This is a genomic window from Lacicoccus qingdaonensis (assembly GCF_900101075.1).
Lineage (GTDB): Bacteria > Bacillota > Bacilli > Staphylococcales > Salinicoccaceae > Lacicoccus > Lacicoccus qingdaonensis.
In genome coordinates this window covers 62,004-78,789 of sequence record NZ_FNFY01000002.1, presented here as the reverse complement: position 1 = coordinate 78,789, position 16,786 = coordinate 62,004, and the positions used below count along the sequence as shown (strand labels likewise).

Annotated in this window: 16 protein-coding genes; 9 read left to right on the top strand and 7 right to left on the bottom strand. The window is 44.8% G+C overall.

Annotated elements, in window-relative coordinates:
• The first annotated feature begins 1 nt into the window (after position 1).
• Together BLR15_RS01855 and BLR15_RS01850 are read left to right on the top strand one after the other, a co-directional pair.
• Complete coding sequence (locus BLR15_RS01855; RefSeq protein ID WP_092984104.1) at positions 2 to 1,075, top strand: ABC transporter ATP-binding protein; 1,074 nt, start codon at positions 2 to 4, stop codon at positions 1,073 to 1,075.
• Between the two features lie 2 nt (positions 1,076 to 1,077).
• Positions 1,078 to 1,875, top strand: a complete 798-nt coding sequence (locus BLR15_RS01850) for a sugar phosphate isomerase/epimerase family protein (protein WP_092984102.1) — start codon at positions 1,078 to 1,080, stop codon at positions 1,873 to 1,875.
• A gap of 72 nt (positions 1,876 to 1,947) precedes the next feature.
• Here the strand turns inward: BLR15_RS01850 and BLR15_RS01845 are convergent, their stop codons facing one another.
• Together BLR15_RS01845 and BLR15_RS01840 are read right to left on the bottom strand one after the other, a co-directional pair.
• A complete protein-coding gene (locus BLR15_RS01845) occupies positions 1,948 to 2,748 on the bottom strand; it encodes a cytochrome c oxidase assembly protein (protein ID WP_092984100.1) in 801 nt (266 codons plus the stop codon).
• A 3-nt stretch (positions 2,749 to 2,751) separates the two neighbouring features.
• Complete coding sequence (locus BLR15_RS01840) at positions 2,752 to 3,225, bottom strand: DUF2243 domain-containing protein (RefSeq protein ID WP_092984098.1); 474 nt, start codon at positions 3,223 to 3,225, stop codon at positions 2,752 to 2,754.
• Between the two features lie 212 nt (positions 3,226 to 3,437).
• On the opposite strand from BLR15_RS01840, the gene BLR15_RS01835 reads away from it, so the two are divergent.
• Together BLR15_RS01835 and BLR15_RS01830 are read left to right on the top strand one after the other, a co-directional pair.
• Entirely contained in the window at positions 3,438 to 4,517 is a 1,080-nt protein-coding gene (locus BLR15_RS01835; protein WP_245696476.1) for a YsnF/AvaK domain-containing protein, read from the top strand.
• Between the two features lie 159 nt (positions 4,518 to 4,676).
• Positions 4,677 to 5,336 carry a carboxymuconolactone decarboxylase family protein gene (locus BLR15_RS01830; protein ID WP_092984096.1) on the top strand — a complete coding sequence of 220 codons (660 nt, stop codon included), beginning with the start codon at positions 4,677 to 4,679 and terminating at the stop codon, positions 5,334 to 5,336.
• Positions 5,337 to 5,403: 67 nt separating this feature from the next.
• Here the strand turns inward: BLR15_RS01830 and BLR15_RS01825 are convergent, their stop codons facing one another.
• Complete coding sequence (locus BLR15_RS01825; RefSeq protein WP_245696475.1) at positions 5,404 to 6,729, bottom strand: acetamidase/formamidase family protein; 1,326 nt, start codon at positions 6,727 to 6,729, stop codon at positions 5,404 to 5,406.
• A gap of 162 nt (positions 6,730 to 6,891) precedes the next feature.
• Here BLR15_RS01825 and BLR15_RS01820 point away from each other — a divergent pair, with 162 nt between their 5' ends.
• Positions 6,892 to 8,061 carry a M20 metallopeptidase family protein gene (locus BLR15_RS01820; protein ID WP_176754022.1) on the top strand — a complete coding sequence of 390 codons (1,170 nt, stop codon included), beginning with the start codon at positions 6,892 to 6,894 and terminating at the stop codon, positions 8,059 to 8,061.
• Between the two features lie 133 nt (positions 8,062 to 8,194).
• Here the strand turns inward: BLR15_RS01820 and BLR15_RS13815 are convergent, their stop codons facing one another.
• Positions 8,195 to 8,290: a type I toxin-antitoxin system Fst family toxin gene (locus BLR15_RS13815; RefSeq protein ID WP_143003911.1), complete on the bottom strand. Its 96-nt coding sequence runs from the start codon at positions 8,288 to 8,290 to the stop codon at positions 8,195 to 8,197.
• A gap of 210 nt (positions 8,291 to 8,500) precedes the next feature.
• Entirely contained in the window at positions 8,501 to 9,001 is a 501-nt protein-coding gene (locus tag BLR15_RS01815) for a TetR-like C-terminal domain-containing protein (protein WP_176754021.1), read from the bottom strand.
• Positions 9,002 to 9,046: 45 nt separating this feature from the next.
• Between BLR15_RS01815 and BLR15_RS01810 the strand changes: the two genes are divergently transcribed.
• A complete protein-coding gene (locus BLR15_RS01810) occupies positions 9,047 to 9,907 on the top strand; it encodes a C-terminal binding protein (protein WP_092984088.1) in 861 nt (286 codons plus the stop codon).
• 68 nt (positions 9,908 to 9,975) lie between these two features.
• On the opposite strand, the gene BLR15_RS01805 is transcribed toward BLR15_RS01810, so the two are convergent.
• On the bottom strand, positions 9,976 to 11,232 hold the full coding sequence (locus BLR15_RS01805) for a hemolysin family protein (protein ID WP_092984086.1): 1,257 nt from the start codon (positions 11,230 to 11,232) through the stop codon (positions 9,976 to 9,978).
• 180 nt (positions 11,233 to 11,412) lie between these two features.
• Positions 11,413 to 12,795, bottom strand: coding sequence for an NAD(P)/FAD-dependent oxidoreductase (locus BLR15_RS01800; RefSeq protein ID WP_092984084.1), 1,383 nt, complete (start codon positions 12,793 to 12,795; stop codon positions 11,413 to 11,415).
• Positions 12,796 to 13,062: 267 nt separating this feature from the next.
• Between BLR15_RS01800 and BLR15_RS01795 the strand changes: the two genes are divergently transcribed.
• The 3 genes from BLR15_RS01795 to BLR15_RS01785 all read left to right on the top strand — a co-directional run bounded on the left by BLR15_RS01795 (position 13,063) and on the right by BLR15_RS01785 (position 16,775).
• A complete protein-coding gene (locus tag BLR15_RS01795; RefSeq protein ID WP_092984082.1) occupies positions 13,063 to 13,923 on the top strand; it encodes a MurR/RpiR family transcriptional regulator in 861 nt (286 codons plus the stop codon).
• A 173-nt stretch (positions 13,924 to 14,096) separates the two neighbouring features.
• Positions 14,097 to 15,173 carry a YkvI family membrane protein gene (locus BLR15_RS01790; RefSeq protein WP_092984080.1) on the top strand — a complete coding sequence of 359 codons (1,077 nt, stop codon included), beginning with the start codon at positions 14,097 to 14,099 and terminating at the stop codon, positions 15,171 to 15,173.
• 111 nt (positions 15,174 to 15,284) lie between these two features.
• Complete coding sequence (locus BLR15_RS01785; protein WP_092984078.1) at positions 15,285 to 16,775, top strand: aldehyde dehydrogenase family protein; 1,491 nt, start codon at positions 15,285 to 15,287, stop codon at positions 16,773 to 16,775.
• Positions 16,776 to 16,786 lie beyond the last annotated feature (11 nt).

Here is a 16,786-nt window from a genome sequence, read left to right as displayed (position 1 = left end):
AATGAAAAATATTACATTGAAAAATATAGAAAAGAGTTACGGTGACACGACAGTCATCAAAGATTTGAATCTGGAAATAAAAGCCGGTGAAAGAATTATATTCCTCGGTCCGTCAGGCTGCGGGAAATCGACGATTTTAAGAATGATTGCCGGCCTTGAACCGGTGACGTCTGGTGAGGTACATCTTGGAGAGCGGGAAGTGACACATCTGCCGTCCGGAGACCGGGATGTAGCGATGGTTTTCCAAAACTATGCATTGTATCCGCATATGACCGTTGAAAACAACATTACTTATGCTTTGAAAAGAAATGGCATCAATAAGTCTGACAGACAAGACAGGCTGACTAAGGTGCTCGGCATGCTGGAGCTCGATCAGTTTAGAAAAAGAATGCCGAAAGATCTTTCCGGCGGACAGCGTCAAAGAGTCGCTCTGGCAAGAGCGACCGTAAAGAAATCCGATTATTTCCTGCTCGATGAACCGCTGTCCAACCTGGATGCGAAACTGCGCGTGACGGCGCGCCGTGAACTTCTCAAATTACACAAGGAGTTCAAGCAGACGTTCGTCTATGTGACGCATGACCAGGTGGAAGCGATGGCGCTGGGAGACAGGATTGTTGTGTTGAACAAAGGTGCCATCCAGATGGTGGATACCCCGGAAAATGTCTATCACCATCCGAGAAACATCTTTGTGGCAAAATTCATCGGTGCTCCGCCCATGAATATTCTGAGCGGTATCATCAAAGATTCGAGGTTCCATTATGAGGATCAGAATATTGATATATCAGACGTTTCGACATTCAGTGGTGATCTGGATAATACGGAGGTGTATCTGGGCATCCGTCCGGAAAACATGGAACTCGCGACAGATGACGATTACGATATTAAAGGCAAAGTGATTTTTACCGAGAATTTCGGTGCAGAAGTTGCACATACGATAAAAATCGCGGATGAAGAAATTGTCGTCATGGCACCTGAAGTCATAGACCGTAAAGAAATCGGAATCAAGTTCGACAGAAAGCATGTGCACATTTTTAATAAGGAAACAGAACTAAACTATAAATATATGGAGAAGTGATCATGAATATTCTACTGAGTACAAATACTTTCATCGAATCAGGACTTAAACCTTTGGAAGAAGTAATGAATAAGGAAACGGCAATCAATTTCGGTCTGGAGATTTTTCCGAATTGGGAGAACGAGGCGTTCAACAGAGATATCGAAGCACTTAAACCATTGATTGAAAACAGGCACCTTACAGTGCACGGACCGTACTTCAATGTTGAACACAGTGCAACGAAAGGTACTGAAAGCTACGATTACTCTATGAAACAGATTGATAAGACGCTGGAACTGTGCAAAGCACTCGGTATCCATCATCTCGTATTCCATCATAACAACAAGAAAATTAATAAAGAAAACAAGGCTGATTCGATTGAACAGAGCACTAAAAATCTGCACGAACTGAATGAAATCTGTAAAGAAGCGGATGTTGAAATTCTCATTGAAAATGCAGGTGTCAAAAGCAAGGAAAATATGCTGTTTGATGAAGAGGAATTCATCGCCATGGCTAAAATCGAAGAGAATAACGTGCTGATTGATATCGGTCACGTCCATGCAAACGGCTGGGACATGGAGAATATCATCGTTTCCCTGGCTGATAAAATCACACATTTCCACCTCCATAACAACGACGGTTTCCATGACGATCATAATAGAATCAATGACGGATCACTGGATTTCGATGAATTCATCAAACTGCATCAAAAACATACGCCGGATGCCGATCTTGTGTTGGAGTATAATTACGATATCGGCTACGACACGGACAAAATCGCAGAAGATATCAATTACTTGAAAGAAAAATTCAAACTGTAATTCCTCCAATTTAATAATATAGAAGCCCAATTCATACTAAAAAAACCTGAACACCATTTGTTCAGGTTTTTATCATTTCTGCATACTGGCTTTCCTGCTCTGTGCTTTTTCCGGTGTTATGGACTTGTACCAGTGGAAACAGAGGATGACGATCAGTATGAGATCGACGATATCACCGCCGTAATACATCAGCATGGCACCGGACCGGCCTTCATCCACCGGCACCATTGCCGGCGGGCTCTGGTAGATGAGCTTCGACAGTGCTTTATGGAATCCGAGGGCGACGACAAGCGCAATCGCACGGTACCAGTAGGCATATCTGTGAGAAGTGACATCCACGTAGATCAGACTGATAGTAAACAGGTAGCCGGCGAGGAACACATGCAGGTGGACAATGATGAATAACAGAATACTCACATGCATCCAAACATACAGTCCTGTCTGATAAATCAGAAACAGACCGCCGATGTTGAGCACTGAAGCGACAAAAGGATTGGTGATCATTTTGGCGTAATTCGTATTGAGCAGACGGCTCACCTTTTTGGCATATTCCGTAGGCAGTGCCCGTAGCAGCAGCGTCATCGGCTTGCTGCAGGCGAGGAATATCGGCGCAAGCATGCCGAGCAGCAGGTGGCCCGCCATATGGGCGATGAAATTCTCATGTGACATATTGCCGATTGGCCCGGCAAAAGCACCGGCTGCCGTCGCAACCCCCAATACCCATAATAATAAACGTCTTACCGGCCATGATGTGAACTTCCGTGCTGAAACCGCCATCGCACCGATGTAGCCGATGATTGAAAGGACAGCGAGCATGATGACGGTATTTTGTATCAGCGGAAAATATTCATGGATCGCATGATAATGCTCCATATTTTAGCCACCCGCCTTTCGCGCTGTGTGTGTTCTTGTTTTAAGCCACATGACGATGCCGATAATGAGAAGAAGGACCGCCGAAACATTCCATGCGATGTCGTACGGCAGAATATCCACACCGTAACGGATCTGATGGATGCCGAGCACTTTATGGCTGACGATGCCGTCAAACAGCTGGAAAGCGCCGAGGCCTGTGAAAATCCCTGCCCACCATCTTAATGGAGAGTAGCTGTAAAGCTTCGTTACATGCGCAAAAAGGAAAATGCCTGCGACGATGGCGAACAGGGCAAATGCGTTCAACAGGCCGTCTGAGAAAATGCCGAACTGCATCGTATTGAAATCGAAGAAATGATGCCACTGCAGCAGCTGGTGGAATATGATTTCATCTATGAGTGCCATGGTGCCGATACCGATCAGTACACCGGACAGAAGAATTTTATTGCCGGCAGATTGCATCGTATTTTTCCGTGTCATTTTAACATCCCCTTCATCTATATGTATATTACATCCATTACCCTTTATCATGTCGCTGTAAATAAAATTTCAGAGATTTTTTGTTTATGAATAATATGAAGGGGTAGATATTAAATACATGCGAAGAGCATACACCATGAACGGACGAGCATATGAATTTAATCACCAAAAATAGTTTGGATAAAGATTGAAATTAAATGGAGGTTTTAATTATGCGTAAGATTGAAACATTTGCGGCTGAAGAGGAACTGCTTAGAAGAATCGAGCAATTGAAAGCGGAAGGTGTAATGGAAAACGCGATGACTGTCGTTGCAGACAAAGAACTTGCAGGAGATTCATTGAACTATACAGAAGTTAATTTTAAGGCGGCCGACGGCAGTGCCTGGGACAAGATCGCTTCATGGTTCACGGAAGACGAGCCTGAAGACCGGGTGATGTCAGAGCTTGAACTTGATGCAGAGGAAGAAGCGACGTACAGAAGTGCACTCGACAGAGGAGATTTCCTGCTTTATGTGAACAACAGGACAGCGGACACGGCGACTTATGCAGGCAATGACGGTTCGATAGAAAAAGATGAATTTGGCAAGGATGTTAATAGAGATGCAGCTCCGGGACAGGAGAATTACGGTGTCGGCACAACTCAGCCGGTGGATATGGAAGACGAGACGAGGGCGCGGAGTAATGTCGATAATCGGGCACTTGAGGATGATGCTCCAGGACGCAGTGACCAGTTCGTACCTGACTCCGACCGTGAAAATGCACTGGGTGAACGTGAAGGTGCATATGGCATCGATGAAGAAGTACGGGACGATAATTATGGTATGACAGACGACGAATGGAATGACCTATCTGAAGAAGAAAGACTCCAGCTCCGGGAAGAACGTCTGAAAGTCGATAAGGAAAATGTCAGAACCGGTGAAGTCAATGTAGATAAACATGTAGAAACAGACCGTCAGGAATTTGATGTACCGGTTGAACGCGATGAAGTCACAATTGAAAGAAGACCTGTCGACGGCGAACGGAGAGCCGGCGGCATGGATGAAAATCTGACGGATGAAGACTCGATTCATATCCCGGTTTCAGAAGAACGGGTGAATGTGGATAAGGAAAGTGTCGTCGATGAGGAAATCGTCGTCAGAAAAGATAAAGTCCAGGACACTGAACATGTTTCAGAAGATGTCCGCCGTGAAGAAGTGGACATCGATGAAACGGATAACGGCGAACGTGAAAGAAGGAACAGAGAATCAGACAATGATCCTGATTATCCGGGCCAGGACAGAGACAGACTATAATTCAGTCAAGGAAGCGGGGCACAAATCTGTGTCCCGCTTTTTCAGGTCTCGAATATCGTTAAAATAAAACCGGTCATAAAGGTTGAGTCATCTTAGAGAATTCTATATCATACCAACAAGGGATGATTTTATATTCTGAAAATTCGAGGAGGCAGAAATATGTCACAGGAAAGTTTATATCAAAAATCCAATATCAACAGATTATCAGAGTTTGCCGAACTCGCACCGGATGCTTTTAAAAGTTTTGCGGCATTCGATAAGGCGGCAGTCGCGGACGGTGTGATTCCACAGAAGACGAAAGAACTGATCGCGGTCGCAGTCGCCCATGTCACCGGCTGCCCGTACTGCATCGACATTCATGTGAATAATGCGAAGAAACTGGGCGTTTCAAAAGAGGAACTGGCTGAATCGATAATGGTCGCAACGGGTCTGAAAGCGGGCTCCGCGATGGCACACGGTGTCAATGCACTGCAGGCATATGACGGTAAAAACGACGGCAGCCTGTATGAAAAGTCCAATATAGACAGACTGGGTGAATTTGCGAAACTCGCACCGGATGCGTTCAAGGCATTCGTCCAGCTGGATAAAGAAGCGGTGAAAGCGGGCGAAATTTCAGGAAAAGATAAAGAACTCATCGCCGTTGCGGTTGCCCACGTTACCGGCTGTCCGTACTGCATCGAGATTCATACGAACAATGCCAAGAAACTTGATGTTTCAAAAGAAGAAATGTCAGAAGCGATACTGGTTGCCACTGCTCTGAAAGCAGGATCGGCAATGGCGCACGGTGTCAACGCACTGAATGCGTATGAAGAGAAGTAAATCATGAAAAGAACCGGACAGGATGCGTACTGCACGTCATCCTGTCCGGTTTTTTCTGAATACCTGCCTATGAATAATGATTCCTTGTCATCTGGTCCAGTCTGATTTTTCGGAGCATGTCACTCGGCACGAGGAACGTGACGGTGACGACGCCAGGGTTTCTTCCGATGTCGATCGAACCGGTGATGGTCGCTCTGTTCATCACTTCAGGCACTTCGATGCCGAGCAGTTTGGCTGCTCTCTCCAATCCATTTTGAGTGGCATCATTCAAAGTCGCACCTGTGCCGACAAATGATAACGGATAGGATTCTTCAAGCTTTTCGATACCCCATTGTTCTCTGAGCTTTTCGGCTTTTTCCATCTCTTCGTTGGAGTAGGGTTTCGCAACAGCCGGCAGGTCCTCCGCAATAGGGAGGAGAATCGGTCCGTCGACTTCAAGATCCTTCAGGACTCTGACACTGAGATCGACAATGCCGGCAACATCCGTCGTATGTCCGGCGATTTCACCGTTGCCCTGCATGGCGTGCATGTCCCCGAGATACACACCGCCGCCTTCGACTTTGACCGGGCAGATTAAAATGGCACCCGCGCGGACTTTGTTGATGTCCATATGGCCGTCGGTCCGGTCTTCAAGCTCTTCGACAGTTTTCTTATAGTCATGCGGTGCATCGAGCAGAAACTGACCGAAGTCCCCGGCGTTGTGAGAATCCGGGAAAGCACTTGCCGGCACTGTGCCGAGCTGGCCTAAAAATGGAATGACTCTCGCAATGGCGCCGACAATATCATGCGGGGCGAACGTCACGACCGGGTTTTGGATGGAATGTTCCGGTGTGCACATATAGTCTTTGGCTTCATGTGCAATCTTTTCAGCAGCATCCCTGTTCAGTGTAATCCCCATACTTCTATCCTCATTGAATCCCATCGTATAAGCATTGGTAAAAGTGAACGGTGTGACATCCTCATCACACTCTGCACACCGTACCGCCCCCTGGCCGATGCCTTTGACGACAGTCTTCGGGTTTTTGGCACCGCAGTTCGGACAGATGCCCGCAACGAACGGGTCGCCCGTAAATCTGCCTTCCATCGGCTGGTCATGGCCGGAAGCGGTCGCGACCGATGTGACACGGATCGAATTGATCTTGATTGCGATCGCATCACCGACTTCCGCCCCTTCGACGAATACCGGCTGGGTCACTTCATTACCGCCTTTTAATTCAGGCGTGATCATGGGCCCCCAGCAGCCAGGCGTCGTATTTGCGATGATATTCCCCTTGTCTTTTACGTGATAGGACATTTCAACATTTGGATCGAGCGTGCCGTCTGTGAAACGGTTGACATAGACAGTCTGTTTGAAACTTTGATTACCCATCTTATCATCTACTCTTGACTCCATTATATTCTAAAAATGCTTTGAATACATCAAAGTCGACTGGCATGCTCCAATGAAATTAGTCGGGAACGTTTAACGCTTTTTTTAAACGGTTAAAAGTGTTGTATGTAGATAACATCCATTTCAGGGAAATAAAAACCATGAATGATGAAAGGAAGTATTCAAATGGCGGTAAAAGAAGAAGTGATTGATGATCATCTGGAACATATCATCAACTTCAGAAGAAGACTGCATAAAGAGCCCGAACTGAGTTTCAAGGAATACGAGACGACGAAACTGGTGCAAAATGGCCTTGAAGATACGAAGATAAAGTTTTATGAACTGAGTGAAAAAACCGGTGTGATCGGCATATTGGAAAAAGACCCGAAATTTGAATATGTCGGAGTCCGTGCCGATATGGATGCACTGCCGCTCACAGAAAGGACCGGTCTTGATTATAAATCAGAAAACGAAGGGGTCATGCATGCATGCGGTCATGATGTCCATACAAGCATCATGTACGGTTTCGCGAAAGTGATCAATGACATGTATGACGATTTGAAGTACAACATCGTATTCATCTTCCAGCCGGCGGAGGAGACGCTGGAAGGTGCCAAATATATGAAGGAAGAGCTAGAGCGGCTTGAAGTGCCTGTGGATAAGATTGTCATGTACCATACATGGCCGAAATTGAATGAGGGGCTGATCGGTTACAGAAAAGAACAGTTCTGTGCAGGCTCGACCGGATTCAATGCGAAAGTGACGGCGAAGGGCGGTCATGCCGCCCATCCGGATACGACTGCCGACCCGATCTACCTTGCATCCAACATCATCCAGTTCATACAGGGTATCGCCTCAAGGTTCAACAACCCTTCAACACCTGTCGTCATTACCGTCGGACAGATTCATGCAGGGGAGGCGAACAACGTCATCCCGGATGAATGTTCATTCGGCGGCACAATCAGAAGTTTTTCGGAAGACTCGATCAAACTTGCGAAGGAAATGATTGAGAACTATATCGGCGGATTGACAGGAATGTCAGATGCCGACTGTAAACTTGAATACACCAATTACTGCCCGCCGGTCATCAACAATCCTGAACTCGTCGACGCGTTCGTCAATGCAGGCGATGACCACGATTCCAAATTCCATGAACTGAAAGAGCCGTCCATGGGATCAGAAGATTTCGCATTTTATATGCAGGACTACGTCGGTGCCGCATTCCGCATCGGTACAAGAATGGAAGACATCGAAGAAAGCGGCTATTCACTGCACAGTCCCGAAATCATCTTCTCGGAAAAGAGCATTAAAACAGGCATAGAAGCCCTGGTCAACTTTGCGACGAGGGCGAGGTAGGTAAAGAATTTTACAATCACATTTTCAAATGATATAATAATGGTAACAAGTAAAGTGCTGTACATGAATCACCAATCCCCTGACCTATGCTAGTAGGTCAGGGGATTTTTTGGTGGTATTGGCGGCCATCTAGTTACTTCTTACCATTGTTCAGCCAATAAACGAACAATGCGATAGTTACACCAACTATGATTGGTGCAACTAATAATTCAAGTAAGTTACCGTACATGATGCCACCTCCTTCCATGCTAACAGCACGGAAGTGCACTAGATGACTTTAATAATTTTACCACAAATTCTAAAATTCGCGATAAGAATTAGATATTAAAACAGGAATAGAAGCCCTGGTTAATTTTGCGACCAAGGCGAGGTAAGATATAGAAATACAAAATCCCGTCACATTAATAATGGTATGGCGGGATTTTTCATTAAGGTGGTTTTATCTTCTATTCTGGGTTAATTTTATATGAAAAGTTTTGTTTGGAGCAATTCTCATAAGTTCCAAAAGCTGTTCACTCATAAACTCTGGTTCATATTTATACCCAGCGCGGACCCACTCTGTGATAAGTCCAACTATAGCGTATGACAGATAACTTGCGATGAAATCACTTCGTATCATACGGTCATTCACTTTAAGTTCTTCAATATTAATTTTCTTGATGGATTCAACCATTTGATTTTCAGCGATAGAAGCAATATCGGAATTTAAAATAGTCGTATAAAAATCTGCATTTTTGAAGATATGATTGAATATTTGTATTTCGGGAGGAGAGAACCTGTTTATAATGAATGGTCTATTTTTTAAAATCGGTTCCTTATAAGCATGAATCAGTTCCTTATTCTTTTCTGATAACAGTGTACTCAGAAGGTCATCTTTATCGGAATAATGATTATAAAATGAAGTTCTGGTAACATTTGCTGCCTTAACAAGATTTGTCACACTGATTTCGTTAAATCGTTTGTCTTTTAACAGTAGGAGGAGGGCGTGATCAGAAACTGCAAAGATGCCGATGCGGTAATCTGTGAATATGAACCGTTTACAAAAAGGGTGATCGATGCGCTGCCGAACTTGAAACTTATCGCATTCGGCACCATCGGTTTCAATTATGCGGATGTGGAATATGCGAGATCCAAAGGCATCGCCGTCTCCCATATATCGAAATACTGCATCACGGAAGTCGCGGATTATACTGTAGGCATGATACTCATGCTGAACCGCGGCATCCATTCATTTCATCACCAGGTTAAAAAGAATCGAAAATGGGATTTTGAGCCTGTAATGAACATGAGAAGACTGGGTACACAGACAGTTGGGCTCCTCGGTTTCGGCAATATTCCGAAACTGATCGCTGAAAAACTGAAACCTTTCGGGGTGAAAGTCATCGCATACGATCCATTTGTCGATAAAGAAGAAGCGAAAGAGAAGTATGGTACCGACATCCTCTCCTTTGATGAAGTACTGGCAGAAGCGGATATTTTGAGCCTCCACCTGCCGGCAAGTAAAGACACTGAACACATCATTGATGACACGAGCATTCAGAAGATGAAAGACGGTGTGACAGTCCTCAACTCCGCAAGAGGGCAGCTGGTGAACGAATTATCGATTGTGCAAGCAATCGAATCCGGTAAAATCGGCTACTATGCAGCAGATGTACTCGGGGATGAAAAACCAGACTTGAGTTCACATCCATTCATGGAGTATGAAAATATCATCCTGACACCGCATATCGCCTTTTACTCTGAAGAATCCGTGAGAGAAGCGACAGTCGAAACCGCGACGAACGTCAAAAATTTCTTTGAAGGTAATTATGAAGATGCACAAATAGTGAATGGCGTAAACCTATAAAAGTTTAACCCCCGTATTTTGAGTGAAGAGCCACTCGGAATACGGGGTGTTTGTATAAGTATTAATTTTTATTGTTCGGCATGCTCCTCCTCACTTACACCTTTCGTGATCTTCACGGTATTTATCTTTCTCTCCTCAGCATCGACAATTTCAAATGTCATGTTGCCATGTGTGATGGTGTCACCGACTTCAGGGATGTCTTCAAATTCACTGAGTATGAATCCTGCGAGGTTGTCTTCCTCCTCGGGAATATGTGTGTTGAATGTATTGTTCAGGAAGTGAAGCGGGATTTTACTGTCACATATGATTTCATCACGTGTCTGTTTTTTGATGAGAATGCCGTCGACATCCGTTTCATCCTGGATATCCTGGCCGATGAGTGTTTCTATCAATTCTTCATTGGTGATGATTCCTTCAGTGCCGCCGAATTCATCAAGGACGATCGCCATATGCTTGTTTTCTTTCAGCATCCTCTGAAAGACGGTTTTGATCGGCTGGAACTCATAGACGGTCATCGGGTTCAAGTCGGTGAATTCTTTTATGGATTTCTCCGGATGATCCGTCCATGCAACGAAAAACTTGGCATGGAAGATGCCGATGATATTATCCAGGTCGCCATCGTACACGGGATACCGGCTGAACCGTGAGTTGAGCAATGTATCTTTTGCTTCATCGAAAGTGGTATCCACACTCAATCCGTCAAGTTGTATACGCGGGGTCTGAAGTACATCGGCGACATTCAGATTGGAGAAATCAAGAACACCTTTCAAACCGTATACTTCATCATTTTCAAAAGTGCCTTCTGTATGTCCGATATCCACCATCGCCCGCATGTCAGACCGGGTGATGGTCGTATTTCTGTCAGCATCTTTGCCGAGCAGTCTGATGGTTGTACGTGTCAGCAGGTTCAACAGCCAAATAAAAGGTCTTAAAACAAATAAAATCGCCACAGTCGGATAGTAGACAATGTGGGAAAATCTTTCCGGGAAAGCCGCTGCCACAGATTTTGGCAAGACTTCAGCAAAAATGATGATCAGAACTGTAAGTATCGCTGTCACAATACCAACACTCCAACCGAATTCGAGGGCCACAATGGTCACGAGTGACGGCAGTATGATATTCGGCAGGTTGTTGGCAATCAAGATCCCGGGGATGAAAATGGTTGGGTTATCTACCAGCTTCAACAGCCGCGCTGCCTTCTTATCCCCGGCGCTTGCTTTCATGCGCAGCTTCATCTCGTTCGTCGCAGTAAGTGCAGTTTCACTGCCGGAAAAATAACCTGAGGCCATAAAAAGTAAAATGATTGCTATGAATAATCCAGTCAAAATTGATTCATCCTTTAATTTCAAGTTTTGAATTTTTAAAATGGTAATGATAGATAAATTATATCAAAATATCGCGGATATTCTAATGATTATGGTCAGAAAAGGAAGAGGTAAAGAGAGGGGATGAAAGATTCAGATAAAAAAAGAGACCCTGCCGTCGGCAGAGTCATTATGAATATCTTATACGGTGTTCAACGTACTGTCCCTTGCAGTTTCCGACATAGTGTAATTCAACATGCTGTTGATATGCTGTGCCGCGGTGAATCCTGTCTGTATCGCGGTTTCTGTGTAAAGGGTGCCGAGGTAGTCACCGGCAAGGAACAATCTGTCATCATGGCCGGTCAATGTCGTCTGTATCTTCGCACGCCCCGGATAGATATAGGCGGAACCATAAGGGAATTTCCTGACATGCACTTCTTTGACATGGCTGCTGAAGCCGGGGAATATGGAATCCAGGTCCTTCAGATACAGGTCGGTGATCTCCTCCTCGCTCTTGTCCATGAGCGCTCTGCCGCGTCCTGCAGGTGAAAAAGTCATGAAAGAGCTGCCCTGTTTCCTTTGCACTTTCTGTGAATGCGTCAAATTGGAACAGTGGATCAGTATGTCGAATGATTTCTTCGGCGTTGCGAAAGAATACACATCATCCCATACTTGCGGTTCTGTTTCGTCGGTCAGTATCGCTGCACTGACGTGCGGGCCGTATTTGATTTCACCGAGTGCGTCAGAAAGCTTCTGATCCATGTTCACCGCAATTTTCCTGGTGATTGGTGCCGGGGTTGCGAGCACTGCATATCTTGCATCTTCCACATGTGTGATTCCGTCTTTGACATATGTGACGGTTACATGGTCCTCATGCTGCACAACCTCTGTCACTTCAGTGTTGAGAGATACACTGCCGGCAATGATCGAAGCGATGGTATCGGTGAGTGTCGACGGGCCGCCAAGGACATTACGGGACAATCCGGAGCTCTTATCCCAAATCGTATGGAAATATCCGACTCCCGCTCCAGCGGAAATCTCTTCAGGGTCGCCTGTAGACCGGCTAACGGTAGGCCTGAAGATTGCATCAGCATCTTCTGGGAGTATGCCTGTATACTCGGAAAAAGTCTTGTTGTTCATGAACTCGAGTATGCGCTGCTGTCTGGAAGCATAGTCCTCGTGAGGTTTCCTTTTGGCGATACTTCCGTAGCGCAGCACACTCGCCTTCACTTTTGCACCCGCTTTCACAAGAGCCAGTCTCGACTCCCATGACATCGGCACACGGAAAGGATACGATTCGACCGGACCTTTCTTCAGCAATGTGCCATTCAGTGACATGGCTGTCAGTATGCCAGGCACCGGCAGTGAGGAAACACCGACTGATTTGAACAGTTCATCGGTTGCAGACCCTTCTCCGGCATAGACATGACCGCCCCAGTTGAGCCAAAAATCGCCGCGACGTTCGGACATGACGCGTCCGCCGATTCGTCCGTCCGATTCAAGCAGCAGTATATCATGATGCTTCAGGCGCCATGCGGCTGACAAACCTGCAAGCCCGCCTCCGACTATTATTACATCTTTCATAAAGACACCTCATTATAGATAATTTTTTCAGTCTGATGGATGCGTTTTCATTTTCGGATAAAAAAATATGCATGATTCTTATCGGAATCGCCGTGTAAAATGTTTGCATGATTGTTTGACTGTAAAAACACCTTACCACCTAAAAGGAATATTGTAAACCATAATTAATAAAAAGGATTAATTATGTTCAATTAATTTGATGCTCACATCTTAGTAAAATATGTTAGATTATTATTGTAAAAGTAAATACGTGCAAGGGGACTGTGTATGGATAAAAACTCTAAGAGACATTTGAAAGAGCACATCATTGATATCAAAGACGGATTGCCCAAAAAACAGAGAGAACTCTGTGACTTCATACTGAAGCATTTTTCCGGTCTTGGACTCGCCACGATCAAAGAGCTGTCAGACCAGGCGGGAGTGGGCATATCTACCGTGATGCGGACGATCAAGGCATTGGGCTATGATAATTATAATGATTTCAGGAAAGATATATACGAAGGTGCGCTGCCGGATGAATCAAAATGGACACTTAAAAATTCAATCGGTACATTATCAGATAATCAGAACAGCGTGGTGAAAGTTTGGGAGGAAAGTGTCAAGCTGCTCGAGTCCTCATTGGATGAAACGTTCATTCAAGCATTTGATGCGGCAATATCACGCATTATTGCTGCCGGTAATATCAGTATCATTGGATCGAGACCATATAAATCAGCAGCAACATACATGGGACAGGTAATGGGGGAGTTCCAAAGCAATGTCCGGACCCTCGACAATGATGCAGAAACATTGTTTGATAAAATTCTGCATATGGAAAAAGGGGAACTGATGATTGTCTTTTCTTTTGAACCGTACACCAGTCTTGTTGTCAATGCTGTGAATGAAGCAAGGGGAAGGGGCGTTGAAATCATTTTGATCACCGATTATGATTCCAACCCGCTTATCAGGGAAGCGGATGTAGTCATCAAACTTTCAATCAATCAGAGCCACTTCACCATCCTGCCCATCATCGCGCTCATCGATGCCATTGTACTCGAAGCAGGCAAACATTCCACCTCGGAAACTGTCGAAAAATTGAAATTGCTGGAAGAAACATTGCTCAAAAATAATATACTCTATGATCGTTGAATCATCTTGATCCGGTGCGGACTCCGCGCCGGATTTTCATATGTTTGGAAAGATTAATCATCACTGTAATTTATGAATATAAAAATTCCTTTTTAAAAAATATGGTTTACAACATTTCTTTTCAATGCTAATCTGTTTATGAAAACGAATACAAAATAGGAAGTGATATACACGTGAGCAGAGTGAACAGAACATCCATCACTTTGGCATTCGCCTACATCAGTTTCATAGTGGGCGCAGGTTTTTCGACAGGTCAGGAAATATTACAGTTTTTCGCGAACCACGGAATATGGGGATATGTAACGGCGGCCACAGCCGGGCTGCTGATCACACTGGTCGGCATGCAGATCTCAAAACTCGGTTTCATACTGGGATCGGAGGATTATGCCATATCACTAAACCAGTTGTTTGGTACACGAATCGGAAAAGTTTTCGACTATTTACTGGTCTTCTTTTTCTATGGACTTTCGGTAATCATGATTGCCGGTACAGGTTCGGCATTTTATGACGGATTCGGGCTTCCGGCCTGGATGGGGACATTGTTTACGGTGGTTCTTTTATTTATAGTGCTGCAGTTTGACTTTACATCTGTGGCAAAAATTCTTGGAATCATCACACCGTTCCTGATTGTGGCGGTATTCATCATCGCTGGTCTGAGCATCATATCGCCCAATGTACCATTGAGTGAAGTCGATCAGCATGCTGATATTGACAGATCTCCAAGCGGCATATGGGTATGGGATGCCATCACTTACGCGGGTCTTGTCATTGCAAACAGCTTCGGCTACCTGGTCATCATGGGTGCGGCAAGCAACAGTCAGATGATTTCAAAAAGAGGCATCATGTTCGGAGGTCTGATTTTCACCACACTTTTGGTGCTGATGACAGCAGGACTGATTGCCAACCTGGAAATTGCAAACGAGGCGGACATGCCGACACTGCTGATGGCGAATGAAATACATCCGGGTCTTAGAATATTGATGACAGTGATCATGGTTGGTGTCATGTTCAACAGTGTCATTGGAGTACTGTATCCGTTCCTGACACGATTTACTAAATCTTATTCGATGAAATATCGTGTAATGCTCGGTGTGTCGCTGATACTTGCATTTATTCTAAGTTTTGTCGGTTTCGTTGATCTGGTCAACTTTTTCTATCCGATATTTGGATATATTGGTATTTTCATCTCGCTGGCATTTTTGGTTCTATGGTTGAGAACAAAATTCACAGGCAAGACCATCGGACAATGAATGATAAAGTTATTGAATAAAAACAATCCCTTTAATGTAATAAGGTTTACTTTTATTCTTATAGGTGATAATCTGATTTCAGAATATTCTTTTTAAGAGGAGGAATGGAAGATGAGTACGGGAGTTTTAAATCTTAAACCGAAAGTGGAAGAATTTTTACAGGAAACGATAGGACTTTATGTAAACGGGGAGTATAAACAATCTATTGACGGTGAGACATTTGATGTCATCAACCCGGCAACGGAAGAGAAATTTGCAGAAGTCTATAAAGGCAGGGCGAATGATGTTGATGATGCGGTTAAAGCAGCAAGAGACGCTTTCGATAATGGTGATTGGACTGATATGGAAGCCCATACAAGAATGCAGCTGATCAATGATTTCGCATCTCTTTTAAAGGAAAATCGTGAAGAGCTTGCACAGCTGGAGTCCATTGATAATGGAAAACCATATGAAGCGGCATTGACCGACGATGTGGACGGTACAATCCAGCAATTCGAATATTATGCAGGGTTTGCGACGAAAATTACGGGGAAGACGACTGAAGTTTCACCGGATTATCTGAACTACACTTTACATGAACCTGTAGGTGTGGTGGGACAGATCATCCCGTGGAACTTCCCGCTTCTGATGGCGTCCTGGAAACTCGGTTCAGCACTTGCAGTCGGCTGCACGGTTGTCATCAAACCGGCATCGGAAACACCGCTGTCATTATTATATATAGGGAAATTGTTTAAGGAAGCCGGTTTCCCGGTCGGTGTTGTAAATATTGTTCCAGGTTCTGGCAGTGATGCGGGTGAGGCAATCATCAAGCATCAGAGTGTTGATAAAGTTTCGTTCACAGGTTCCACAGAAGTTGGGAAAAATGTAATGAGACAGGCAGCAGAACAGGTGAAAAGCGTCACTTTGGAACTTGGCGGAAAATCTCCGGGAATCATTCTGAAGGATGCGGATCTAACAGAAACACTTGACGGCACCCTGTCAGGAACGATGTATAACCATGGACAGAACTGCAGTGCTGTCACAAGAATCTACGTCCAAAGAGAGATTTATGAAGAAGTGATCCAGGGTCTGAAAGAAAGAGCGGAAAAGATCAGGCTCGGTCCGGGCATGGATGAAGAAACCGATATGGGACCGCTTGTATCGAAAAAACAGCAGCAGACCGTGCTGGATTTCATTGAAAAAGGGAAAGAAGAAGGCGCAAGACTCGTCACCGGCGGAACGGCACCTTTTGATAAAGGATTCTATGTCGAACCGACAATTTTTGCGGATGTAGAAGACGATATGACGATTGCAAGAGAAGAGATTTTCGGCCCTGTCATGGCAGTGATGCCGTTCGATACTGTTGAAGAGGCAATCAGCCGTGCCAATGACAGTGATTATGGTCTTGCTGCTAGTGTGTGGACGCAGAACATCAAACTTGGGCATTATATCACGAAAAAACTCCAGGCAGGGACAGTGTGGATCAACGATGTCGGTCTCGAACTGGAAACGATGCCTTTCGGCGGTTACAAGAAATCCGGTGTCGGCCGTGAAATGGGCGGGGAATACGGACTTCAAAATTACACGGAAGTAAAAAGTGTCTACGTCAATATCAAACAATAAATCTTAAGGAG